Here is a 19,159-nt window from a genome sequence, read left to right as displayed (position 1 = left end):
CTGCTCACCTGAAAGGTTGGTCGCGACCTTTCGAATCGTACAAAAGCAAACGCCCCGAACAATGTCGGGGCGTCTGATGGGATCACTACCTGCATCAGCGACTTTTCACACGCTCTGTTCGGCCTCCCTTTTTCATTCGCGCCACACGGCAAGCCGCTCAGAGCACGCCATCGCCACGACGGCGAAACCAGCCAGTCAGCGACAGCCGATCGCGGGTGGCCGGCAGCACCTCGTGGGGTACGTCCGCCGAGAGAAACACCACCAGCGTGCCGGCTTCGGGCAGCACGTCGCGCACCTGGCCGTCCGCCAGGTACAGACGCAGCATGCCGCCCTCCTCGGGCTGCCAGTCGTCGTTGAGGTAGAGCACGGCCGACACCGCGCGGCGGTCATCGTCGCGAAAACGATCCAGGTGCTTGAGGTAGAAGCCGCCCGGTGGGTAGAACGCGAAGTGGCTTTCGTAGTCCACCAGCCCCAGGTAGAGGCTCTGGTTGATCGCCACGCGCAGCTCGTCGAGCAACTGCAGGTAGCCATCGCAGGCCGACGACTGCCCGGCTTCGAGCCACTGGATGTGGTCGCTGCGGGTGCCTTCGTGCACCGCCACCGCGTGGCCACGGCCGGTACCGGCCGGCGCCAGGGTGCCCTGGGCGATGCGCTGGCGGCACTCATCGGCCAGTTCGCGGGTCAGAGAAGCGGGGGCGAATTGGGTTTGCAACGACCATCCGAATTCGGCAAGGTCATCGATGATGCGGCTCAGCAGCGAATCGGAAATGTCTGTCGTCATGGCAGGATTCTACCCTGTGTCGAGTACACCTCGACAAGCTCCACCTGGCTGCCGAAAATAGCCGCCCCAGACAGGAGTTCGTATGCGCGCGTTGTGTTGTTTCTTGCTGTTGCTCCTGAGCCTTCCCGCCATGGCCGACACCCATGCCGAGCTGTATGAAAAAGCCGGCTGGCCGCAGCAGCGTGCGCATTTCAGCGATGCTCTGAGCGCCGCCCAGGCGCGCTACAGCAAGAGCCTGCCGCCGGCGGTCTATCAGGCGCTGGTCGACAACAGCAATCGGCGCTTCGCCGCCCGCGCCATGGACGAACGCGCCGAAAGCAGCCTGCGCGCCAACCTCCCCGACCCGGCGCCCGCCTTGCGCTTTTTCGAATCGCCCCTGGGCCGCAAGATCGTCAGCGCCGAATTGCTCGCCACCCGGCCCGATCAGTTGGCCAAATACGCCGACGGCCTGCCGGTCAGCGAAACCGACGCCACCCGCCGCTTGCTGATCCGCCACCTGGCCCAGGCTCTGCCGGCGAGCGAAGCGGGCGCGGAGATCAGCCTGGCACTGGCTGGTGTGGCAGCCGACAGCCTCAGCCAGATGATTCCCGGCCTGCTCGGCGGCGGTACCGCCCAGGGGCTGCTCGATGGCCAACGCCAGCGCCTGGTGAGCCAGATCGACAAGGACCTGGACAACACCCTGCTGCACGTCTATCGCGGCCTGTCCGATCCGGAGCTGGAAGAGTTCGTGACCTTCGCCCAGTCCAGCGAAGGCGCGGCCTACTACAAGGCGGCCCTGACCGCGATTCGCGCCGGCCTGGCGGTCGGCCAGTAAATTTCAGCTCAATTGCTCGCCGAGATAATCGAAATAGCGCTGGCGTAGCGGAGCCGCCTCGTTGGCGAGGTGATGGCGCGCTTCGGGGAGCCGGAATATCCGCGGCGTGCTGAACTTGTTTTCGAGCACCGTCAGGTTGTGGCGCCAGTCCACCGTCATGTCTGCTTCGCCCTGGATGATCAGCGGGCTGCGCTTGCTGCGCGGCGCCTGCTCGATGCGCGGCACCCACTGGCTCAACGCGCCGACCCAGACGGTCGGTACCACCTTGGGTTGCAGCGGGTCGCGGTTACGCAGGAAATCGAGAAACTCCGCATCGCTGGAGTTCTCGCTGAACCGCCGCGGGATTTCCTGCACGAAGCGGCGCAGCAGGCGGTAGCTGAGCTGCGACCAGTTCCAGCGCCGTGGCCGAACCAGAGGCGCCAGCAGGATGGTCTCACCGACGGCGCCGAGCGGCTTATCGTTGAGCAGATAATCGATCAGGATCGCCCCACCGGTGCTCTGCCCACACAGGTGCCAGGGCGCCGGCAGGCCCAGCGCATCGGCCTGCTGCAGGGCGGCGCGCAGCACGGCCTGGTACTCGGCGAAATCATTGATGCTGGCACGCGCGCCACTGGACAGGCCATGCCCCGGCAAGTCCACGGCAAGCACCGCGAAACCGGCTTCCAGCGCCCACTCGATCACATGCCGGTACAGGCCACTGTGGTCGTAATAGCCGTGCAGCAGCAGCAGCGTCGCGCGGGGCGCCAGGGGTTTCCAGAGCTGGCCGGCGATACGGTAATCGTCCACCTCGAACCAGCCGAGCCGGCTCTCGACCGCCTCGCGCGGCACGAAGCCGTAGAACTGCCGATAGGCCAGTTCCGCAGCCGACAACGACGCAGCACTGGCCAGCGGGCGCAGGCCGGCGACCAGCGGTTCGGGTTGGAAGATATCGGGCATCGGCACCATCGACTCGTTGATTCACGGCAGCATCATCCGGGCGTCCGCCCGGTACAGTGACGATCTTCTGCTGCCATGCGCGCCATGGCAAGCTACCAGACCGCTCAACGGAAACTGTCGGCATGGCCCGCTCCCGTCGCACCACCCTGCTCGCCTGCCTGGTCGCCGTCATCTGGCTGGCCGCCATGGTCGCTGCCTTCTGGTGGTTCGAGGCGCGCTACCTGCGCCCGTTCGATGAGCGTACCGCCCTGTTTTCCGGCAGCCAGTTGCGCTTGCCGGAGCGGCTGGCAGGGCCGGGCGAGATTCGCCTGGTGCACTTCTGGGACCCCGCCTGCCCCTGCAACGTCGGCAACCAGCAGCACCTGGGCGAACTCATCGAGCGCTACGCCGGGCGCGGCGTGCAGTTCTATGCACTGCAGAAGCCCGGCAGCGAAGGGCAGCTGCCGCAGCCTCTGAGCGCGTTGCAGCCCCTGCCCGAGCTCGCTGGCAGCGAACTATTACCCGCCAGCCCGGCGGTGGCGATCTGGGACCAGCGTGGCGAGCTGGCCTATGTCGGCCCCTACAGCAGCGGCTTCACCTGCACCTCCGGCAACAGCTTCATCGAACCGCTGCTCGATGCGTTGCTCGACGGGCGAAAGGTGCTGGCGGACAAAAACCTCGCTAGCGGCTGTTTCTGCGATTGGGTTAAATAGCGGCAATCGGCCAGCAAAAAGAGCCGAATCTGCTTTTCTTTTCGTACTGCTACCATTTCTGAGCGCCGCCTCGACAGGAAGGGACACCCATGCACGATCATTTCTATCGCCAGGCCGATCGCCTGATGCTGTGCGTCGTCTGGCTGATGGTGCTGTACGCGCTGGGCCTGGCCTTCTGGCACGCGACCTGGGCTGCGGCCCTGATCATTGGCGGTGGTACCGCCGTTGCGCTCAGCACGCTCTATGCGATGGTCGGCGGCACGCGCCTGTACCGCTGCCTGATCGCCGTGGCCTTCATGGTGCTGGCGGCGCTGCATATCCAGCAGAGCCACGGCATGGTAGAGACGCACTTCAGCGTGTTCGTGCTGCTGGCCTTCCTGGTCTATTACCGTGACTGGCTGCCCATTCTCCTGGCGGCCGGCACCATCGCCGTGCATCACCTGGGTTTTTTCGTGCTGCAGCAGGGCGACAACGGCATTTACCTGCTACAGCCGGGTTCCGGCTGGCACATGGTGTTCATTCATGCCGGTTACGTGATCGTCGAAACCGCCATCCTGCTGGTGCTCGCGCGCCACGCCGCCCGCGAGGCTGCAGCCGGGGAAGACCTGCAACGTACCTCGGCGCACCTGTTGCGCGATGGCCATCCGGTGGACCTGGCCTACCGCAGCCCGTCCAGTGACGGCCTGGCGCAGCGTTTCAACCGTTTTCTGGCACTGCTCGACAACCTGGTGAGCCGAGTCGTCGGCGCCGGCGACGAGTTGCGCGACACCAGCCAGCGCCTCACCCACTCGACCCAGGAACTGAATCACTGCGCCGATGCGCTGCTCGATGCCACGGCGCAGATGGGCGGCGCCATCGAGCAACTGAGTCTTGCCGTCGGCGACGTCTCCAACAGCGCCGAGCAGGCGGCGCACACCGCTCGCCAGGCCGATGCCGATGCCACTGCGGGTGCCGCGGCGATCAGCGATACCCAGAGCGAAATCCACACCCTGGCCCGGCAGATGGACAGCAGCAGCGGCGTGGTGCAACAACTGGCCGCCGAGGCCCAGGCCATCGACCGCGTGCTGGAGGTGATTCGTTCGGTGGCCGAGCAGACCAACTTGCTCGCCCTCAATGCGGCCATCGAGGCAGCGCGGGCAGGCGAGCAGGGCCGCGGCTTCGCCGTGGTGGCCGATGAGGTACGCCAGCTCGCGCAGCGAACTCAACAGGCCACTGGTGAAATCCAGGGCATGATCAGTCGCCTGCAGCAGGGTTCGGCCAACGCGGTCAGCGCCATGGCCGAAAGCCATGCCGGCGTTGCCCGCTGCGTAGGCCACACCGAGCGCACGGTGACGCTGCTGGACAACGTGCACCGCTCCATCGAAGCGATTCAGACCATCGGCGTGTCCACCCGCGAGCAACTGGCGGCTACCACCGAAGTGGCCAGGCTGATCGAGCAGGTGCGCCAGGTGGCCGGTGACACCGCTCGCGATGCCGGCGAGGTGGCCGGCGACAGTCAGCGCCTGGCGTCCCTGGCCGAGCACCTCAACGGGCTGTGCGGGCAGTTCCGGATCAGTCAGAGCCGCGTCACGCCCTGAGCAGGCCGCCTTGCAGTCCGTGCTGATTGCCCGCAGCATGGCGGCCCGTGTGAGACAAGGACGGCAGCATGAAACGCACCCTGATCACCCTGGCGGCCGTCCTGCTCACGGTCGCGGGCGGTGGCGCCTGGTACCTGCACGACAAGCAGCCGCTGCGTAGCGGCGAGCTGGCGCTGCAGCACCTTGGCGCGCCGGTGCAGGTGCTCTATGACGAGCGTGGCGTACCCCACATCGAAGCGCAGAGCGAAGCCGACCTGTACCGCGCCCTGGGATTCGTGCAGGCCCAGGATCGCCTGTTCCAGATGGAGATGCTGCGCCGCCTGGCGCGCGGTGAACTGGCCGAAGTGCTCGGTGCCAAACTGCTGCCCACCGACCGCCTGTTCCGCACCCTGCAGATTCGCCAACGCGCCGACCAGCAAGCCCGCGAGCTGGACCCCGACAGCCCCCACGGCAAGGCGCTGGCCGCTTACCTCGACGGTATCAACCAGTACCAGAACAGTCGCCCGGCGCCGCTGGAGTTCGACCTGCTGGGCATCGAGAAGCGCCCGTTCACCGCAGCCGACACCCTGTCCATCGCCGGCTACCTGGCCTACAGCTTCGCCGCGGCGCTGCGCAGCGAACCCCTGCTGACGCGCATTCGTGATGAACTGGGCAGCGACTACCTGGCGATCTTCGATATCGACTGGCACCCCGAGGGCGTGCTCGACACAGCACTGGGCAAAGACGACTGGCGGATGCTCGACCGGATCGCCGCCCTGAGCGAACGGGCTTTGGCCGACAGCGGCCTGCCGCAGTTCGAGGGCAGCAACGCCTGGGCAGTGGCCGGCGCCCGCACCGCCAGCGGCAAGCCGCTGCTGGCTGGCGATCCGCACATCCGCTTCTCGGCACCGTCGGTGTGGTACGAGGCGCACCTCAAGTACCCGGGCTTCGAACTCTACGGCCATCACCAGCCCGCGACCCCGGTGGCCTTTCTCGGCCACAACCGGGATTTCGCCTGGACCCTGACCATGTTCCAGAACGACGACATGGACCTGGTCGCCGAACGCCTCAACCCGGACAACCCTGCCCAGGTCTGGTACCAGGACCGCTGGGTCGAGCTGCAGCAGCGCGAGGAAGTCATCCGGGTCAAGGACGGCGAGCCGGTGACCCTGCAACTGCGCCGCTCCCCCCACGGCCCGATCATCAACGATGCCCTGGGCGACGGCGCCGGCAGTACGCCGATCGCCATGTGGTGGACCTTTCTGGAAACCGAAAACCCGCTGCTCGACGCCTTCTACCGCCTGAACCGTGCCGACACCCTGGCAAAGGGCCGCGCCGCCGCCGAGCGCATCCATGCGCCGGGCCTCAACCTGGTGTGGGCCAACGCCAGCGGCGACATCGCCTGGTGGGCCGCGGCCAAGCTGCCGGTGCGGCCCACCGGGGTGAACCCGGCGTTCATCCTCGATGGCAGCACGAGCGCCGCCGACAAACCGGGTTTTCATCCCTTCAGTGCCAACCCGCAGGAAGAGAATCCACCGCGCGGCTACATCGTCTCGGCCAACTTCCAGCCGCTGCCGGCCAGCGGCATCGAGATTCCGGGCTACTACAACCCGCCGGAACGCGGCCAACGCCTGAATCAGCGACTGGCCGACCCGCATGTGCGCTGGGATCTGCACAACAGCCAGGCTCTGCAACTGGATACCGCCACGGCCTACGGGCCGCGGTTGCTGGCACCGATCCTCGGCGAGCTGCGCGCCGCCGCTGCGGATCAGCAGGGGCGTGAACTGGTCGAGGCCCTGGCCGCCTGGCAAGGTGATCACCCGCTGCAATCGCTGCCGGCGACGCTCTTCAACCAGCTCACCTATGAACTGGGCCGCACGGCACTGGCGCCACGCCTGGGCGCGCAGGCCTTCGAGCAACTGCTGTCGACGCGAATGATCGACAGCGCACTGCCGCGCCTGACCGCTGACGCCGATTCACCTTGGTGGGCACGCGCCGATGGCCAGCCGCGCAGCCGCGCCGAGGCGGTGGCCGAAGCCTGGCGCGCCACCGTGCAGCACCTGCGTGCCACCCTGGGCGACGACCCGGCTCGATGGCGCTGGGGCCAGGCCCATACCCTCACCCACCAGCACCCCTTGGGAGTGCAGTGGCCGCTGGATGCGCTGCTCAACGTTGGCCCGCAGCCAGCGCCCGGTGGCCACGAGATGCCCAACAACCTGTCGCACCGCATTGGCGCGGCTCCCTGGCCGGTGGGCTACGGGCCTTCGACGCGGCGGCTGGTCGATCTGGCCGATGCCGACCACAGCCTGGGTATCAACCCGCTGGGCCAGAGCGGCGTGCCGTTCGACCGCCATTACAGCGACCAGGCCCAGCGCTTCATAAACGGCGAGTACGTGCCGCAGCACCTGAGTGCCGACGACGTAACCGCCCACACGCGCAGTACCCTGACCTTGCAGCCGGCGCCCTGATCAACCGGCGGCACGCCAAATCGCAGGCATGAAAAAGCCCGCCATGGGGCGGGCTTTTCGAGTCAGCCGATCAATTACTTGATCTTGGCTTCCTTGTACGCAACGTGCTTGCGGACGACCGGATCGTATTTCTTGATCTCGATCTTGTCCGGGGTGGTGCGCTTGTTCTTGTCGGTGGTGTAGAAGTGGCCGGTACCGGCGCTGGACACCAAACGGATCAGTTCACGCATGACAGTCTCCTTAAACCTTTTCGCCGCGAGCACGAAGCTCGGCCAGCACTACGTCAATACCACGCTTGTCGATGATGCGCATGCCTTTGGTGGACAGGCGCAGACGTACGAAGCGGTTTTCAGACTCGACCCAGAAGCGGTGATGCTGCAGGTTCGGCAGGAAACGACGACGGGTTTTGTTGTTTGCGTGGGAAATGTTATTCCCGGTTACCGGACCCTTACCGGTAACTTGACAGACTCTCGACATACCTCAGCCCTCTAAAACCACATGCCCAACCCGGCATGGGTTGGCCGCTTAATCTCTGTTTTTCGGCGCTGGGCGCCGCGTTTCTTCAGGGTCTTACCGGTGATAGATCGCGATCAAGCAACCGGGCCCCTAGAAAAGAGCGCTGCTTTATACCAGAAAGCCCCCGCAGCAACAAGCGCGAGCACACTTTAAAATCCAGGCCATTCGGGGCTTAAGCCCCAGGCGGCGGGCAAGGGCGCGAACGACCGCTCGTCGCCGTATTGCATTGTTAGCCTGCATCTTATCGTTTAGGGTCTGTCCACGCGTTAACGCGACCCTCTCTCCCCCTCAGTATTTCATGACCGGCCCGCCGGATGCGTGCCGTTACGTTCAGGAGATCACCATGCGCCTTGCCCTGTTGCCGCTGCTCGTCGCCCCGCTGTTCGCCCAGGCCGCGACCCTGAGCGTCTGTACCGAAGCCAGCCCCGATGGCTTCGATGAAGTGCAGTACAACTCCCTGACCACCACCAACGCCGCGGCCGACGTGCTGATGAATCGCCTGGTCGAGTTCGACGCCGCCAGCGGCAAGCTGCAGCCGAGCCTGGCCAGCAGCTGGAAGATTTCCGACGACGGCCTGAGCTACACCTTCACCCTGCGCCCGGACGTACTGCTGCACCGTACCGACTACTTCAAGCCCAGCCGCCCGACGCTGGAAGCCGACGATGTGCTGTTCAGCTTTCAGCGCATGCTCGACCCCAACCACCCGTGGCACAAGACGGCCGCCAGCGGCTATCCCCATGCCCAGTCCATGCAGTGGCCCGAGCTGATCAAGGCGGTGGAGAAGGTCGATGCCCATACCGTGCGCATCACCCTGAACCAGCCGGATGCGACCTTTCTCGCCACCTTGAGCATGGGTTTCGCCTCCATCTATTCCGCTGAATACGCCGACCAGCTGCTCAAGGCCGGCACACCGGAAAAGCTCAACAGCCAGCCGATCGGCACCGGCCCCTTCGTGTTCCGGCGTTTCCAGAAGGATGCGGCGGTGCGCTATACCGCCAACGCCGATTACTTCGCCGGCAAGCCAGAGGTCGACAACCTGGTGTACGCCATCACCCCGGACGCCAACGTGCGCCTGCAGCGCCTGCGCCGGGGCGAGTGCCAGATCGCCCTGTCGCCGAAACCGGTCGACGTCGAAGCAGCGAGCAAGGATGCCGACCTGAACACCGTGAAGACCGCCGCCTTCATGACCGCCTTCGTGGCGATCAACAGCCAGCACCCGCCGCTGGACAAGCCCGCCGTGCGCCAGGCCATCAACCTGGCGTTCGACAAGAGCAGCTACCTCAAGGCGGTGTTCGAGAACAGCGCCGAACCCGCCAACGGCCCCTATCCGCCGAACACCTGGAGCTACGCCAGCGACCTGCCGGGTTACGCCCATGACCCACAGAAAGCCCGTGACCTGCTCAAAGAAGCCGGGCTGGCCGATGGTTTCAGCACCACCATCTGGACGCGCCCCTCGGGCAGCCTGCTCAACCCCAACCCCAGCCTGGGCGCACAATTGCTGCAGGCCGACCTGGCCGAAGTCGGCATCAAGGCGCAGATCCGCGTGATCGAATGGGGTGAGCTGATCCGCCGCGCCAAGGCCGGCGAGCATGACCTGCTGTTCATGGGCTGGGCCGGTGACAACGGTGACCCGGACAACTTCCTGACCCCGCAATTCTCCTGCGCCTCGGTGGAGTCCGGCCTGAACTTCGCGCGTTTCTGCGACGCCAAGCTCGACAAGCTGATCGCCGACGGCAAGGCGCTCAGCGACCAGGCCAAACGCAGCGCGCTGTACAAGGATGCTCAGGCGATCATCCAGCAGCAGGCGCTGTGGCTGCCCCTGGCCCACCCGACCGCCTACGCCCTGACCCGCAAGGGCGTCGAGGGCTACAGCGTCAGCCCGTTCGGCCGTCAGGATTTCTCCAAGGTCAGCGTACCGTGACCCAGACGGGCTGCCATCCAGGATGGGTGGCAGCCCGGCTGCCGGCAACCATGCCGGGCTCTGTCACCGGCATGACATACGCCTGCCGCACGCTGTTGGCTTTTCAGCGCAGGGAATCATCAGGCATGCGTCGACTCACTCATCTTCACGCACTACTGGCCAGCACGGTCTGCTGGGCCTCGTTCGCTGCGGCCCAGGGCACGGTCACCGCCTACCCGGCCACACTGGCTGGCCATGCCGTGTTGCCGGCCGCCAGCTTCATGCAGCCGCCCGCGGATGCGCCGGCGGACTTCACCCTCAGCGGCAAATTCTCCAACGGCCAACGCAACGAACAGGTCGGCAGCCTCGAAGGCCTGTCGGCCAATCGCCCCACCGGTCTCTCGCTGCCCTTCGAAGGCCAACCGCTACAGGGTCACTCCGGCATCAAGTACATGCCGGACGGCAGCTTCTGGGTACTCACCGACAACGGCTTCGGCACCAAGGCCAACTCCGCCGACGCCATGCTCTACCTCAACCATTACGCCATCGACTTCAAGAGCGGCGAATTCAAACGACTGAACACGGTGTTTCTCAGCGACCCGGACAAGAAGGTACCGTTTCGCATCGTTCACGAGGGCACGCCAGCGCGCTACCTGAGCGGCGCGGACTTCGACCCGGAAAGCGTCCAGCTGATCGGCGACTCCATCTGGATCGGTGACGAGTTCGGTCCCTACCTGATCAAGACCGATGTGAAAGGCCGTGTACAAGCGGTGTTCGATGTCGAGGCCGACGGCAAACCGCTGCGCTCGCCTGACAACCCAGCGCTGACGCCCCCCGCCTGGCCAGCCGAGGCAATGAGCTTCCAGGTGCGCCGCTCCAAGGGCCTGGAGGGCATGGCCGCCGCGAAGGACGGCAGCAAACTCTACGCGCTACTGGAAGGCCCGCTGTGGGACGCGACCAGCAAGGGTGCCGAGCAGCGCGACGGCAAGAACGTATTGCGCGTGCTCGAATTCGATGTCGCCAGCGAAGCCTGGACGGGCCGCCACTGGTTCTACCCGCTGGAGCAGCCCGGCCACGCCATCGGCGATTTCAACATGATCGATGGGGCCAGCGGCCTGATCATCGAGCGCGACAATGGCGAAGGCACGGCGGACAAGGCCTGCCCGCCTGGCGAGAAGGGCACCACCTGTTTCTCGGATATCGCCCGCTTCAAGCGCGTCTACAAGGTCGCCTTCGATGACGGCAGCGTCGGCCTGGCCGTACGCAAGGTCGGCTACATCGACCTGCTCGCCATCCAGGACCCGCAAGGCATCGCCCGCAAGCCGCTGAACGACGGCGTGCTGACCTTCCCATTCTTCACCATCGAGAACGTCGACATCGTCGATGATCGGCATATCGTGGTCGGCAACGACAACAACCTGCCGTTCTCCAGCAGCCGCGAACCGAACAAAGCAGACGACAACGAAATGGTGCTGCTGGAAGTCGGCGAATTGCTCAAGGTCCGCTGAAGCCTGGCCAGCCGCCGCTACATCCAGCCGTGCTCGGCCATCGACAGCGGCTCGCCGTCACCGACGATGAAATGGTCGAGCACGCGCACCTCGACCAGCGCCAAGGCGTCCTTGAGGCGCTGGGTCAGCACCTTGTCGGCCTGGCTCGGCTCGGCGACGCCCGAGGGATGGTTGTGGGTCAGGATCAGCGCCGCGGCATTGTGGGCCAGGGCGCGCTTGACCACCTGCCGCGGGTACACGCTGGCACTGTCGATGGAGCCGTGAAACAGCGCCTCGAAGGCCAGCACCCGATGCTTGGCATCGAGAAACAGGCAGCCGAACACTTCGTGGGGCTGGTGACGCAGCTGCGCCTTGAGGTAATCGCGCACCGCCTGCGGGCTTTCCAGGGCCGAATCACGACGCAGTTGCTCGGCCAGGTGGCGACGGCCCATTTCCAGTACGGCCTGCAATTGGGCGAACTTGGCGGGACCAAGGCCCAGGTGCCCACAGAAGGACGGCAGATCGGCCTGCAGCAATGCGCGCAGGCTGCCGAAATCGGCGAGCAGGTGGCGCGCCAGATCCACCGCACTCTGCCCCGCCACACCGGTGCGTAGAAAGATCGCCAGCAGTTCGGCGTCGGTCAGGCTGGCCGCTCCCTGGGCCAGCAGTTTTTCCCGCGGGCGCTCTGCCGCGGGCCACTCACGAATGCTCATCAAACGCTCCCTGTCCATCGACGCGACGCCGACCATCGCTCGCCCGGCGCGCCGCTGCTCCCCTGCTGCCGCTGTGCTATCGTAGCCCGGTTTTTCGCAGGGTGCCGGGCCTGGGGAGGTCTCGAGCACCTGCGTCTGTAACTACACACGACAAAGGCAGAGTTATGCAGCGGCTGTATCGCAAACGCATCATCCTCGGCGTGGGTGGTGGCATCGCGGCGTACAAGAGCGCCGAGCTGGTCCGCCGCCTCAAGGATCAGGGTGCCGAAGTGCGCGTGGTCATGACCCAGGGTGGTCGCGAATTCATCACCCCGCTGACCCTGCAGGCGCTGTCCGGCCACCCGGTGCATCTGGACCTGCTCGACCCGGCGGCCGAAGCCGCCATGGGCCATATCGAACTGGCACGCTGGGCCGACCTGGTGCTGATCGCGCCGGCCACCGCCGACCTGACGGCGCGCCTGGCCCAGGGCGTGGCCGATGACCTGCTGACCACCCTGGTGCTGGCCACCGATGCGCCGGTCGCCCTGGCGCCGGCCATGAACCAGGCGATGTGGCGCGACCCGGCCACCCAGGCCAACGTCGAGCTGCTGCGCAGCCGCGGCCTGAAAATGTTTGGCCCGGCCTCCGGTAGCCAGGCCTGTGGCGACGTCGGCCTCGGCCGCATGCTCGAGGCCGACGACCTCGCGCACCTGGCCGCCGACTGCTTCGAGCACCTGGCGCTGACCGGCAAGCACGTGCTGATCACCGCCGGCCCGACCCAGGAAAACATCGACCCGGTGCGTTACATCACCAACCACAGCTCCGGCAAGATGGGCTTCGCCCTCGCCGAGGCCGCCGTGGAAGCCGGCGCCAAGGTCACCCTGGTAAGCGGCCCGGTGCACCTGGCGACGCCGGATCGGGTCAACCGCATCGACGTGGTCAGCGCTCGCGACATGCTCGCTGCCTGCGAGACGGCGATGCCCTGCGACATTCTCATCGCCGCTGCGGCGGTCGCCGACTACCGGCCGGAAGTTGTCGCCCAGCACAAATTGAAGAAAGACCCCAACAGCGGCGATGGCCTGCTGTTGCAGATGGTGCGCAACCCGGACATCCTCGCCACCCTGGCGCACCGAGATGATCGCCCGTTCAGCGTCGGCTTCGCCGCCGAGACCGAGAACCTGCTGGAGTATGCCTCGCGCAAGCTCAAGGACAAGAACCTCGACCTGATCGTCGCCAACGACGTGGCCAACCCGAGCATCGGTTTCAACAGCGAAGACAACGCGATCACCATCATCGATCGCGCGCTGCACCAGACCAGCTTCGCGCAGACCAGCAAGGCCAAGATCGCCCGCCAACTGGTGAGTTTCATCGCCGCGCAGCAACCCAAACACTGACATTCATTCGCACGGACACCCTGATCGCCCCATGCACGCCCTACAAGCCAAGATCCTCGACCCCCGCCTCGGCAGCGAATTCCCCATGCCCGCCTACGCCACGCCCGGTTCGGCCGGCCTGGATCTGCGCGCCATGCTCAAGGAAGACCTGACCCTGGAACCAAACCAGACCGTGCTGCTTCCTACTGGCCTGGCGATACATGTCGCCGATCCGGGCCTGGCCGCGCTGATCCTGCCGCGTTCGGGCCTGGGCCACAAACACGGCATCGTGCTGGGTAACCTGGTCGGCCTGATCGACTCGGACTACCAGGGCGAGCTGATGGTGTCGTGCTGGAACCGCGGCAACAGCACCTTCAAGATGGCCGTGGGCGAGCGTATCGCCCAATTGGTGCTGGTACCGGTCATCCAGGCACGCTTCGAGGTGGTCGAGGAATTCGATGACAGCGAACGCGGCACCGGTGGATTCGGCCACTCGGGCACCAAGTGATCCCCTTCTAGCTCGCCAGGAGACGTCGGATGAAAGGCTTCAAACGCGCGCCCAAGGAAGAACGCCCCGGCGACTCGCAACCCGCCACTCGCGGCCAGAGCAAGGCTTCGGCCGACCTGGCGCCCGGCGTGATCGCCGCCGCTCTTGGCGTGGCCCTGGCCGGCGCCATTCTGTGGTTCGCTGCGGTGAGCCCGGCGCAGCAACTGCAGCAGCAACAGCTCAGCCAGGCCTGGGGCAGCAGCCAGGCGGCCAGCCTGCAGCAGGCCCTCAAGCAACTCAACGCCGACACCCTCGCCGCAGCGCGTAACCCGGCGCTCTCGCAAGCCCTGCAAAGTGGCGACAACGCCCAGGTGCGTAACGCCGAGAACGGCCTGCGCTACTGGAATGGCGTGGTCGATGCCCAGCTCAACCTGCCTGGCCAGGCGGTTCCGGACAGCTCGCGCAGCGCGCCGATGAACTTCGCCGCGCTGGACTTGCTGCGCCGCCTGGAAGCCGGTCAGGCGCCGGCCGTGGAAGCCTACAAGGTCGGTGAGCGCTGGCTGGCCTACAGCGTCGCGCCGGTACGCCAGGACGACAAACAGCCCATGGCCGGCACGCTGCTGCTGGCCGTCGACCTCAACCGGCTGCTCGGCAACCTGCCGCCAATGCCGGCGGACGTCGGGCAGATCCAGCTGTTGCAACGCTTCGATGCCGGCGCCGCCCAGGTGCTGGCCCAGCGCGGCCAGGCCGAGGGCACGCCCCAGGCGTTCGCCACCGGCAACCCACACTGGACGCTGAACTTCGCGCCGGCCTCGAGCCTCGGCGCCTCGGGCCTGTCACCCCTGTTGCTGGGCCTCGCCCTGCTGGTTGCGCTGATCGGTGCGCTGGCCGGGCTTTATCTGCTCCAGCGCAGCCTGCAGCAGCGCCTGGATCGCGATACCGCGCAATTGGCCGAGCTGGTCAAAGAACTCTCCGCGGGCAAAGCCGTCAAAGCCTTCAGCTTGAGCCTGCCCGCACTGCACCACCTGGCACAGAGCCTGAGCCGACTGCCCCGTCGCGCCCAGGAATCCGTGGCGACCCGCCCGGAAATCGCCGCCAGTGAAACACCCAGTAGTCGCGTCGCAGGCAAGCCGGCGGATCTCGTGAATCCGCTGTTTCAAGACACCGATATTCTCGATATCGACATTCTCGACGACGACCAGGATCTCCTGGGACTGGAGCAGACACCGATCATGACCGCGCCGCAAGCCCCGAAACTCCCAGCAGACATCTTCCGAGCCTATGACATCCGCGGTGTGGTAGGCGCGGGCCTGACCCCAGAAACCGCCTACTGGATCGGCCGCGCCATCGGCTCGCAAAGCCTGGCCGAAGGCGAGCCGAACGTCGCCGTTGGCCGCGACGGTCGCCTGTCCGGCCCGAGCCTGGTGGAACAGCTGATTCAGGGCGTGGCCGACAGCGGCTGCCAGGTCAGCGATGTCGGCATGGTGCCGACCCCGGTGGTCTACTTCGCCGCCCACGTGCTGGCCGGCAAGACCGCGGTGATGCTCACCGGCAGCCATAACCCGCCGGACTACAACGGCTTCAAGATCGTCATCGCCGGCGACACCCTGGCCAACGAACAGATTCAGGCGCTGAAGACCCGCATCGACACCAACGACCTGAGCAGCGGCGAAGGCAGCGTCGAGCGCGTCGACCTGCTGCCACGCTACCTGGAGCAGATCCGCAGCGACATCGCCATGGCCAAACCGTTGCGCGTGGTGGTCGATTGCGGCAACGGCGCCGCCGGGGTGATCGCCCCGCAGCTGATCGAGGCGCTGGGCTGCAAGGTGATCCCGCTGTACTGCGAGGTTGACGGAAACTTCCCCAACCACCACCCGGATCCGGGCAAGCCCGAGAACCTGGTCGACCTGATCGCCAAGGTCAGGGAAGAGAACGCCGACGTCGGCCTGGCCTTCGACGGCGATGGCGACCGCGTCGGCGTGGTCACCAACACCGGCACCATCGTCTACCCGGATCGCCTGCTGATGCTGTTCGCCAAGGACGTGGTGTCGCGCAACCCGGGCGCCGACATCATCTTCGACGTCAAATGCACCCGCCGCCTGACCCCGCTGATCAGCGGCTACGGCGGCCGCCCGGTGATGTGGAAGACCGGCCACTCGCTGATCAAGAAGAAGATGAAGGAAACCGGCGCCCTGCTGGCTGGCGAGATGAGCGGCCACGTGTTCTTCAAGGAACGCTGGTTCGGTTTCGACGACGGCATCTACGCCGCCGCGCGCCTGCTGGAGATCCTCAGCCAGGACAAGCGCACCGCCGAACAGGTGTTCGCCGCATTCCCCAACGACGTGTCGACCCCGGAAATCAACGTGCAGGTCACCGAGCAGACCAAGTTCCCGATCGTCGAGCGCCTGCAGCGTGAAGGTCAGTGGGGCGAAGGCAGTGTGACCAACCTCGACGGTGTGCGCGTCGACTATCCCAAAGGCTGGGGCCTGGTGCGTGCATCCAACACCACGCCGGTACTGGTGCTGCGCTTCGAAGCGGAAAGCCAGACCGAACTGGAGCGGATCCAGGAACTGTTCCGCTCGCAGATGCACCGCGTCGCCCCTGACGTCCAACTACCGTTCTGACCCGTCCAGCACTGGAGCCCCGCATGACCCTAGAGCGTGAAGCTGCCACCAACGTCGCCAAGGTGCTATCCGAAGCACTGCCGTACATCCGTCGCTTCGTTGGCAAGACCCTGGTGATCAAGTACGGCGGCAACGCCATGGAAAGTGATGACCTGAAGGAAGGCTTCGCGCGCGACATCGTGCTGATGAAGGCGGTGGGCATCAACCCGGTGGTGGTTCACGGCGGCGGCCCGCAGATCGGCGACCTGCTCAAGCGTCTGAGCATCGAAAGCCACTTCATCGATGGCATGCGCGTCACCGACGCGGCGACCATGGACGTGGTGGAAATGGTGCTCGGCGGCCAGGTCAACAAGGACATCGTCAACCTGATCAACCGCCACGGCGGCAGCGCCATCGGCCTGACCGGTAAAGATGCCGAGCTGATCCGTGCGCGCAAGCTCACCGTCAGCCGGCAGACGCCGGAAATGACCCAGCCGGAAATCATCGACATCGGCCACGTTGGCGAAGTCACCGGAGTGAACACCGACCTGCTGAATATGCTGGTCAAGGGCGACTTCATTCCGGTGATCGCACCGATTGGCGTAGGCCCCAGAGGTGAGTCCTACAACATCAACGCCGACCTGGTGGCCGGCAAGGTGGCCGAGGCGCTGAAAGCCGAAAAGCTGATGCTGCTGACCAACATCGCCGGCCTGATGGACAAGCAGGGCGAAGTGCTGACCGGGCTGAGCACCGAGCAGGTCAACGAGCTGATCGCTGATGGCACCATCTACGGCGGCATGCTGCCGAAGATCAAGTGCGCCCTGGAAGCCGTGCAGGGTGGCGTGACCAGTTCGCACATCATCGACGGCCGGGTGCCGAATGCGGTACTGCTGGAGATCTTCACCGATGTCGGTAATGGCACCATGATCAGCAACCGCAAGCGTCCCTAATCGCGGTTCGTGAAACGAAAAACGCCGGCCTCGTAGCCGGCGTTTTTGTTCGTACGCGTAATGCATCGGGTTGATGGGCGGCGTATTGCCCATGGTGGGTTACGGCGCCCTGAAAACGCGAGCGCCTCAAACCACCAACAGGCACCTCCACCCATCGAAACCGACGCCCGCATAGTCCCGTGGGAACGGGCCATGCCCGTGATTTTTCGCGGGCATGGCCCACACAGGTACTGCATTGATGGCTGCTGTTGCACTCAGTTCGCCCGTCAACGAATCGCGTAGATGTCCTTCTCGTTGGCCTCGGCATATTCGTACAGGCGTGCCAGGTAGGCCTTCTGCTGCTCCCAGACCTTTTGCGCGGCAGGATCCGCGGCGGCGGTGGCGTCGACCACCTCGGCCGAGACTTCCTTGAGCCTGGCGAGCACGTCGTCCGGCAGGCGGCGTACGTCGACGCCGTCCTTCTTCAACTGCTCCATGGACTCCATGTTCTTGGCGTTGTAATCGTCGAGCATGTCGCCGTTGACGTCGCGGGCGGCGGCGCGAACGATGGCCTGCAGGTCGGCCGGCAGGGTTTCCCAGGCCTTGAGGTTGACGTCCAGCTCGAAGGTAACGTTCGGCTCCTGCCAGCCCGGCGTGTAGTAATACTTGGCCGCCTTGTGCAGGCCCAGGGCCTGGTCGTTGTAAGGGCCGATCCACTCGGTGGCGTCGATGGTGCCGGTCTGCAGCGCGGTGAAGATTTCACCCGCGGGCATGTTCACCACGGTCCCGCCGACCTTGCTCAGCACTTCGCCGCCCAGGCCCGGGGTGCGCATCTTCAGGCCCTTGAGGTCGTCGACCGAGTTGATTTCCTTGTTGAACCAGCCAGCGGTCTGCACGCCGGTGGCTCCGCAGGCCATCGGCAGCACACCGAAGGGTTTGTAGACTTCCTCCCAGAGCTGGATGCCGCCGCCGTAGTGTAGCCAGGCGTTCATTTCCTGAGCGTTGGGGCCGAACGGCAAGGCGCAGAAGAACTGCGCGGCGGGCACCTTGCCCTTCCAGTAGTACGGTGCGCCGTGGCCCATTTCCGCGGTGCCACGCGAGACCGCATCGAACACTTCGAGAGCCGGCACCAGCTCACCAGCGGCGTAGACCTTGATCGTCAGGCGACCATTGCTCATCTGCTCGACGAGCTTGGCGAAACGCTCGGCGCCAACGCCTACTCCAGGGAAGTTCTTCGGCCAGGAGGTGACCATCTTCCAGTTGAAGGTCCTGGCCTCGGCTGCCGGCTTGGACGCGTCGGCAGCGTCGGCCTCCTCCTTGCACCCGACCAGTGCCCCTGCAGCGATGCCGACACCTGCAGCAGCCAGTATTTGGCGACGTTTCATAGGTAACTCCTTGTTGTTGTAATAATGACCTGTGGGCCTTTCCAGCCCTGATGCACAGTGGCGATCCGCCAACCGCCCCGCGCGCCATCCTAGTGCCGGGCGCCGACCAGGCAGGATCGGCAAGTGTTTCAACCCATGTCTAGCTGTGATCTCTCAGTAGGTTGTTCATCCGGGGCGTTCCCGGAATTCTGGAAGCGCGACCAACACAGCCTTCCAGGAGCCCCGGATGAACTTGCATAAACATGCCCGTCTTACCCCTCGAGGTCGAGCCCTTCTCGTGCAGCGCATGCTCGATGGATTACGTGTCGAAGATGCAGCACAAGCCGCAGGAGTCAGTGTCCGCACCGCCTACAAATGGCTCAAGCGCTTTCGTGAGGAGGGCGAGGCCGGCCTGATGGATCGCTCGTCACGTCCGCATTCATGCCCTCATGAGACGGCAATCGACCTCATCGCACAGTTGATTCAACTACGCCAATCTCGCCATACCTACCGACAGATCGCGCTGGCACTCGGCGTGGCCGTCAGTACCGTTGCGCGCCT

At 65.4% G+C, this 19,159-nt stretch carries 16 protein-coding genes and 1 pseudogene; 11 read left to right on the top strand and 6 right to left on the bottom strand.

Annotated elements, in window-relative coordinates:
• Positions 1–157: 157 nt before the first annotated feature.
• Positions 158–781: a 2OG-Fe(II) oxygenase gene (locus BVH03_RS10465; RefSeq protein WP_075961097.1), complete on the bottom strand. Its 624-nt coding sequence runs from the start codon at positions 779–781 to the stop codon at positions 158–160.
• An 82-nt stretch (positions 782–863) separates the two neighbouring features.
• Between BVH03_RS10465 and BVH03_RS10460 the strand changes: the two genes are divergently transcribed.
• Positions 864–1,595: a hypothetical protein gene (locus BVH03_RS10460; protein WP_075961096.1), complete on the top strand. Its 732-nt coding sequence runs from the start codon at positions 864–866 to the stop codon at positions 1,593–1,595.
• A gap of 3 nt (positions 1,596–1,598) precedes the next feature.
• Here BVH03_RS10460 and BVH03_RS10455 read toward each other — a convergent pair whose 3' ends face one another.
• Positions 1,599–2,531: an alpha/beta hydrolase gene (locus BVH03_RS10455; RefSeq protein ID WP_075961163.1), complete on the bottom strand. Its 933-nt coding sequence runs from the start codon at positions 2,529–2,531 to the stop codon at positions 1,599–1,601.
• A gap of 122 nt (positions 2,532–2,653) precedes the next feature.
• On the opposite strand from BVH03_RS10455, the gene BVH03_RS10450 reads away from it, so the two are divergent.
• The 3 genes from BVH03_RS10450 to BVH03_RS10440 all read left to right on the top strand — a co-directional run bounded on the left by BVH03_RS10450 (position 2,654) and on the right by BVH03_RS10440 (position 7,247).
• Complete coding sequence (locus BVH03_RS10450; RefSeq protein ID WP_075961095.1) at positions 2,654–3,223, top strand: DUF6436 domain-containing protein; 570 nt, start codon at positions 2,654–2,656, stop codon at positions 3,221–3,223.
• 89 nt (positions 3,224–3,312) lie between these two features.
• On the top strand, positions 3,313–4,800 hold the full coding sequence (locus BVH03_RS10445) for a methyl-accepting chemotaxis protein (RefSeq protein WP_075961094.1): 1,488 nt from the start codon (positions 3,313–3,315) through the stop codon (positions 4,798–4,800).
• A 68-nt stretch (positions 4,801–4,868) separates the two neighbouring features.
• A complete protein-coding gene (locus tag BVH03_RS10440; RefSeq protein WP_075961093.1) occupies positions 4,869–7,247 on the top strand; it encodes a penicillin acylase family protein in 2,379 nt (792 codons plus the stop codon).
• Between the two features lie 74 nt (positions 7,248–7,321).
• On the opposite strand, the gene rpmG is transcribed toward BVH03_RS10440, so the two are convergent.
• Positions 7,322–7,477, bottom strand: a complete 156-nt coding sequence (rpmG, locus tag BVH03_RS10435) for a 50S ribosomal protein L33 (protein WP_013793373.1) — start codon at positions 7,475–7,477, stop codon at positions 7,322–7,324.
• Positions 7,478–7,487: 10 nt separating this feature from the next.
• Positions 7,488–7,724 carry a 50S ribosomal protein L28 gene (rpmB, locus tag BVH03_RS10430; RefSeq protein WP_013793374.1) on the bottom strand — a complete coding sequence of 79 codons (237 nt, stop codon included), beginning with the start codon at positions 7,722–7,724 and terminating at the stop codon, positions 7,488–7,490.
• A 382-nt stretch (positions 7,725–8,106) separates the two neighbouring features.
• On the opposite strand from rpmB, the gene BVH03_RS10425 reads away from it, so the two are divergent.
• Positions 8,107–9,684, top strand: a complete 1,578-nt coding sequence (locus BVH03_RS10425; protein ID WP_075961092.1) for an ABC transporter substrate-binding protein — start codon at positions 8,107–8,109, stop codon at positions 9,682–9,684.
• A 125-nt stretch (positions 9,685–9,809) separates the two neighbouring features.
• Entirely contained in the window at positions 9,810–11,171 is a 1,362-nt protein-coding gene (locus BVH03_RS10420; protein WP_075961091.1) for an esterase-like activity of phytase family protein, read from the top strand.
• Between the two features lie 17 nt (positions 11,172–11,188).
• Here BVH03_RS10420 and radC read toward each other — a convergent pair whose 3' ends face one another.
• Positions 11,189–11,863 carry a DNA repair protein RadC gene (radC, locus tag BVH03_RS10415; RefSeq protein ID WP_075961090.1) on the bottom strand — a complete coding sequence of 225 codons (675 nt, stop codon included), beginning with the start codon at positions 11,861–11,863 and terminating at the stop codon, positions 11,189–11,191.
• Positions 11,864–12,027: 164 nt separating this feature from the next.
• Between radC and coaBC the strand changes: the two genes are divergently transcribed.
• From coaBC to argB, 4 genes are all read left to right on the top strand, one after another.
• Positions 12,028–13,236: a bifunctional phosphopantothenoylcysteine decarboxylase/phosphopantothenate--cysteine ligase CoaBC gene (gene coaBC / locus BVH03_RS10410; RefSeq protein WP_075961089.1), complete on the top strand. Its 1,209-nt coding sequence runs from the start codon at positions 12,028–12,030 to the stop codon at positions 13,234–13,236.
• 31 nt (positions 13,237–13,267) lie between these two features.
• The gene (gene dut, locus BVH03_RS10405; RefSeq protein WP_075961088.1) at positions 13,268–13,723 is read left to right on the top strand and encodes a dUTP diphosphatase; all 456 of its coding nucleotides are present in this window, start codon (positions 13,268–13,270) and stop codon (positions 13,721–13,723) included.
• A 1,211-nt stretch (positions 13,724–14,934) separates the two neighbouring features.
• On the top strand, positions 14,935–16,326 hold the full coding sequence (gene algC, locus BVH03_RS26620) for a phosphomannomutase/phosphoglucomutase (protein ID WP_218189540.1): 1,392 nt from the start codon (positions 14,935–14,937) through the stop codon (positions 16,324–16,326).
• Positions 16,327–16,349: 23 nt separating this feature from the next.
• A complete protein-coding gene (gene argB, locus BVH03_RS10395; protein ID WP_075961086.1) occupies positions 16,350–17,255 on the top strand; it encodes an acetylglutamate kinase in 906 nt (301 codons plus the stop codon).
• A gap of 266 nt (positions 17,256–17,521) precedes the next feature.
• Here the strand turns inward: argB and BVH03_RS10390 are convergent, their stop codons facing one another.
• On the bottom strand, positions 17,522–18,619 hold the full coding sequence (locus BVH03_RS10390) for a TRAP transporter substrate-binding protein (protein ID WP_075961085.1): 1,098 nt from the start codon (positions 18,617–18,619) through the stop codon (positions 17,522–17,524).
• Between the two features lie 226 nt (positions 18,620–18,845).
• Here BVH03_RS10390 and BVH03_RS26810 point away from each other — a divergent pair.
• Positions 18,846–19,159, top strand: a pseudogene (locus BVH03_RS26810) (leucine zipper domain-containing protein); the annotation flags it as partial.

Origin of the sequence: Pseudomonas sp. PA15(2017), assembly GCF_001945395.1 — a bacterium.
In the GTDB taxonomy this organism is placed as follows: Bacteria; Pseudomonadota; Gammaproteobacteria; order Pseudomonadales; family Pseudomonadaceae; genus Aquipseudomonas.
This window is presented reverse-complemented; position numbering and strand designations above follow the sequence as displayed.

Excerpts from the sequence above, each read along its gene's own strand:
- BVH03_RS10465 (WP_075961097.1), bottom strand. The coding sequence starts at position 781 with ATGACGACAGACATTTCCGATTCGCTGCTGAGCCGCATCATCGATGAC.
- BVH03_RS10460 (WP_075961096.1), top strand. The coding sequence starts at position 864 with ATGCGCGCGTTGTGTTGTTTCTTGCTGTTGCTCCTGAGCCTTCCCGCC.
- BVH03_RS10455 (WP_075961163.1), bottom strand. The coding sequence starts at position 2,531 with ATGCCCGATATCTTCCAACCCGAACCGCTGGTCGCCGGCCTGCGCCCG.
- BVH03_RS10450 (WP_075961095.1), top strand. The coding sequence starts at position 2,654 with ATGGCCCGCTCCCGTCGCACCACCCTGCTCGCCTGCCTGGTCGCCGTC.
- BVH03_RS10445 (WP_075961094.1), top strand. The coding sequence starts at position 3,313 with ATGCACGATCATTTCTATCGCCAGGCCGATCGCCTGATGCTGTGCGTC.
- BVH03_RS10440 (WP_075961093.1), top strand. The coding sequence starts at position 4,869 with ATGAAACGCACCCTGATCACCCTGGCGGCCGTCCTGCTCACGGTCGCG.
- rpmG (WP_013793373.1), bottom strand. The coding sequence starts at position 7,477 with ATGCGTGAACTGATCCGTTTGGTGTCCAGCGCCGGTACCGGCCACTTC.
- rpmB (WP_013793374.1), bottom strand. The coding sequence starts at position 7,724 with ATGTCGAGAGTCTGTCAAGTTACCGGTAAGGGTCCGGTAACCGGGAAT.
- BVH03_RS10425 (WP_075961092.1), top strand. The coding sequence starts at position 8,107 with ATGCGCCTTGCCCTGTTGCCGCTGCTCGTCGCCCCGCTGTTCGCCCAG.
- BVH03_RS10420 (WP_075961091.1), top strand. The coding sequence starts at position 9,810 with ATGCGTCGACTCACTCATCTTCACGCACTACTGGCCAGCACGGTCTGC.
- radC (WP_075961090.1), bottom strand. The coding sequence starts at position 11,863 with ATGAGCATTCGTGAGTGGCCCGCGGCAGAGCGCCCGCGGGAAAAACTG.
- coaBC (WP_075961089.1), top strand. The coding sequence starts at position 12,028 with ATGCAGCGGCTGTATCGCAAACGCATCATCCTCGGCGTGGGTGGTGGC.
- dut (WP_075961088.1), top strand. The coding sequence starts at position 13,268 with ATGCACGCCCTACAAGCCAAGATCCTCGACCCCCGCCTCGGCAGCGAA.
- algC (WP_218189540.1), top strand. The coding sequence starts at position 14,935 with ATGACCGCGCCGCAAGCCCCGAAACTCCCAGCAGACATCTTCCGAGCC.
- argB (WP_075961086.1), top strand. The coding sequence starts at position 16,350 with ATGACCCTAGAGCGTGAAGCTGCCACCAACGTCGCCAAGGTGCTATCC.
- BVH03_RS10390 (WP_075961085.1), bottom strand. The coding sequence starts at position 18,619 with ATGAAACGTCGCCAAATACTGGCTGCTGCAGGTGTCGGCATCGCTGCA.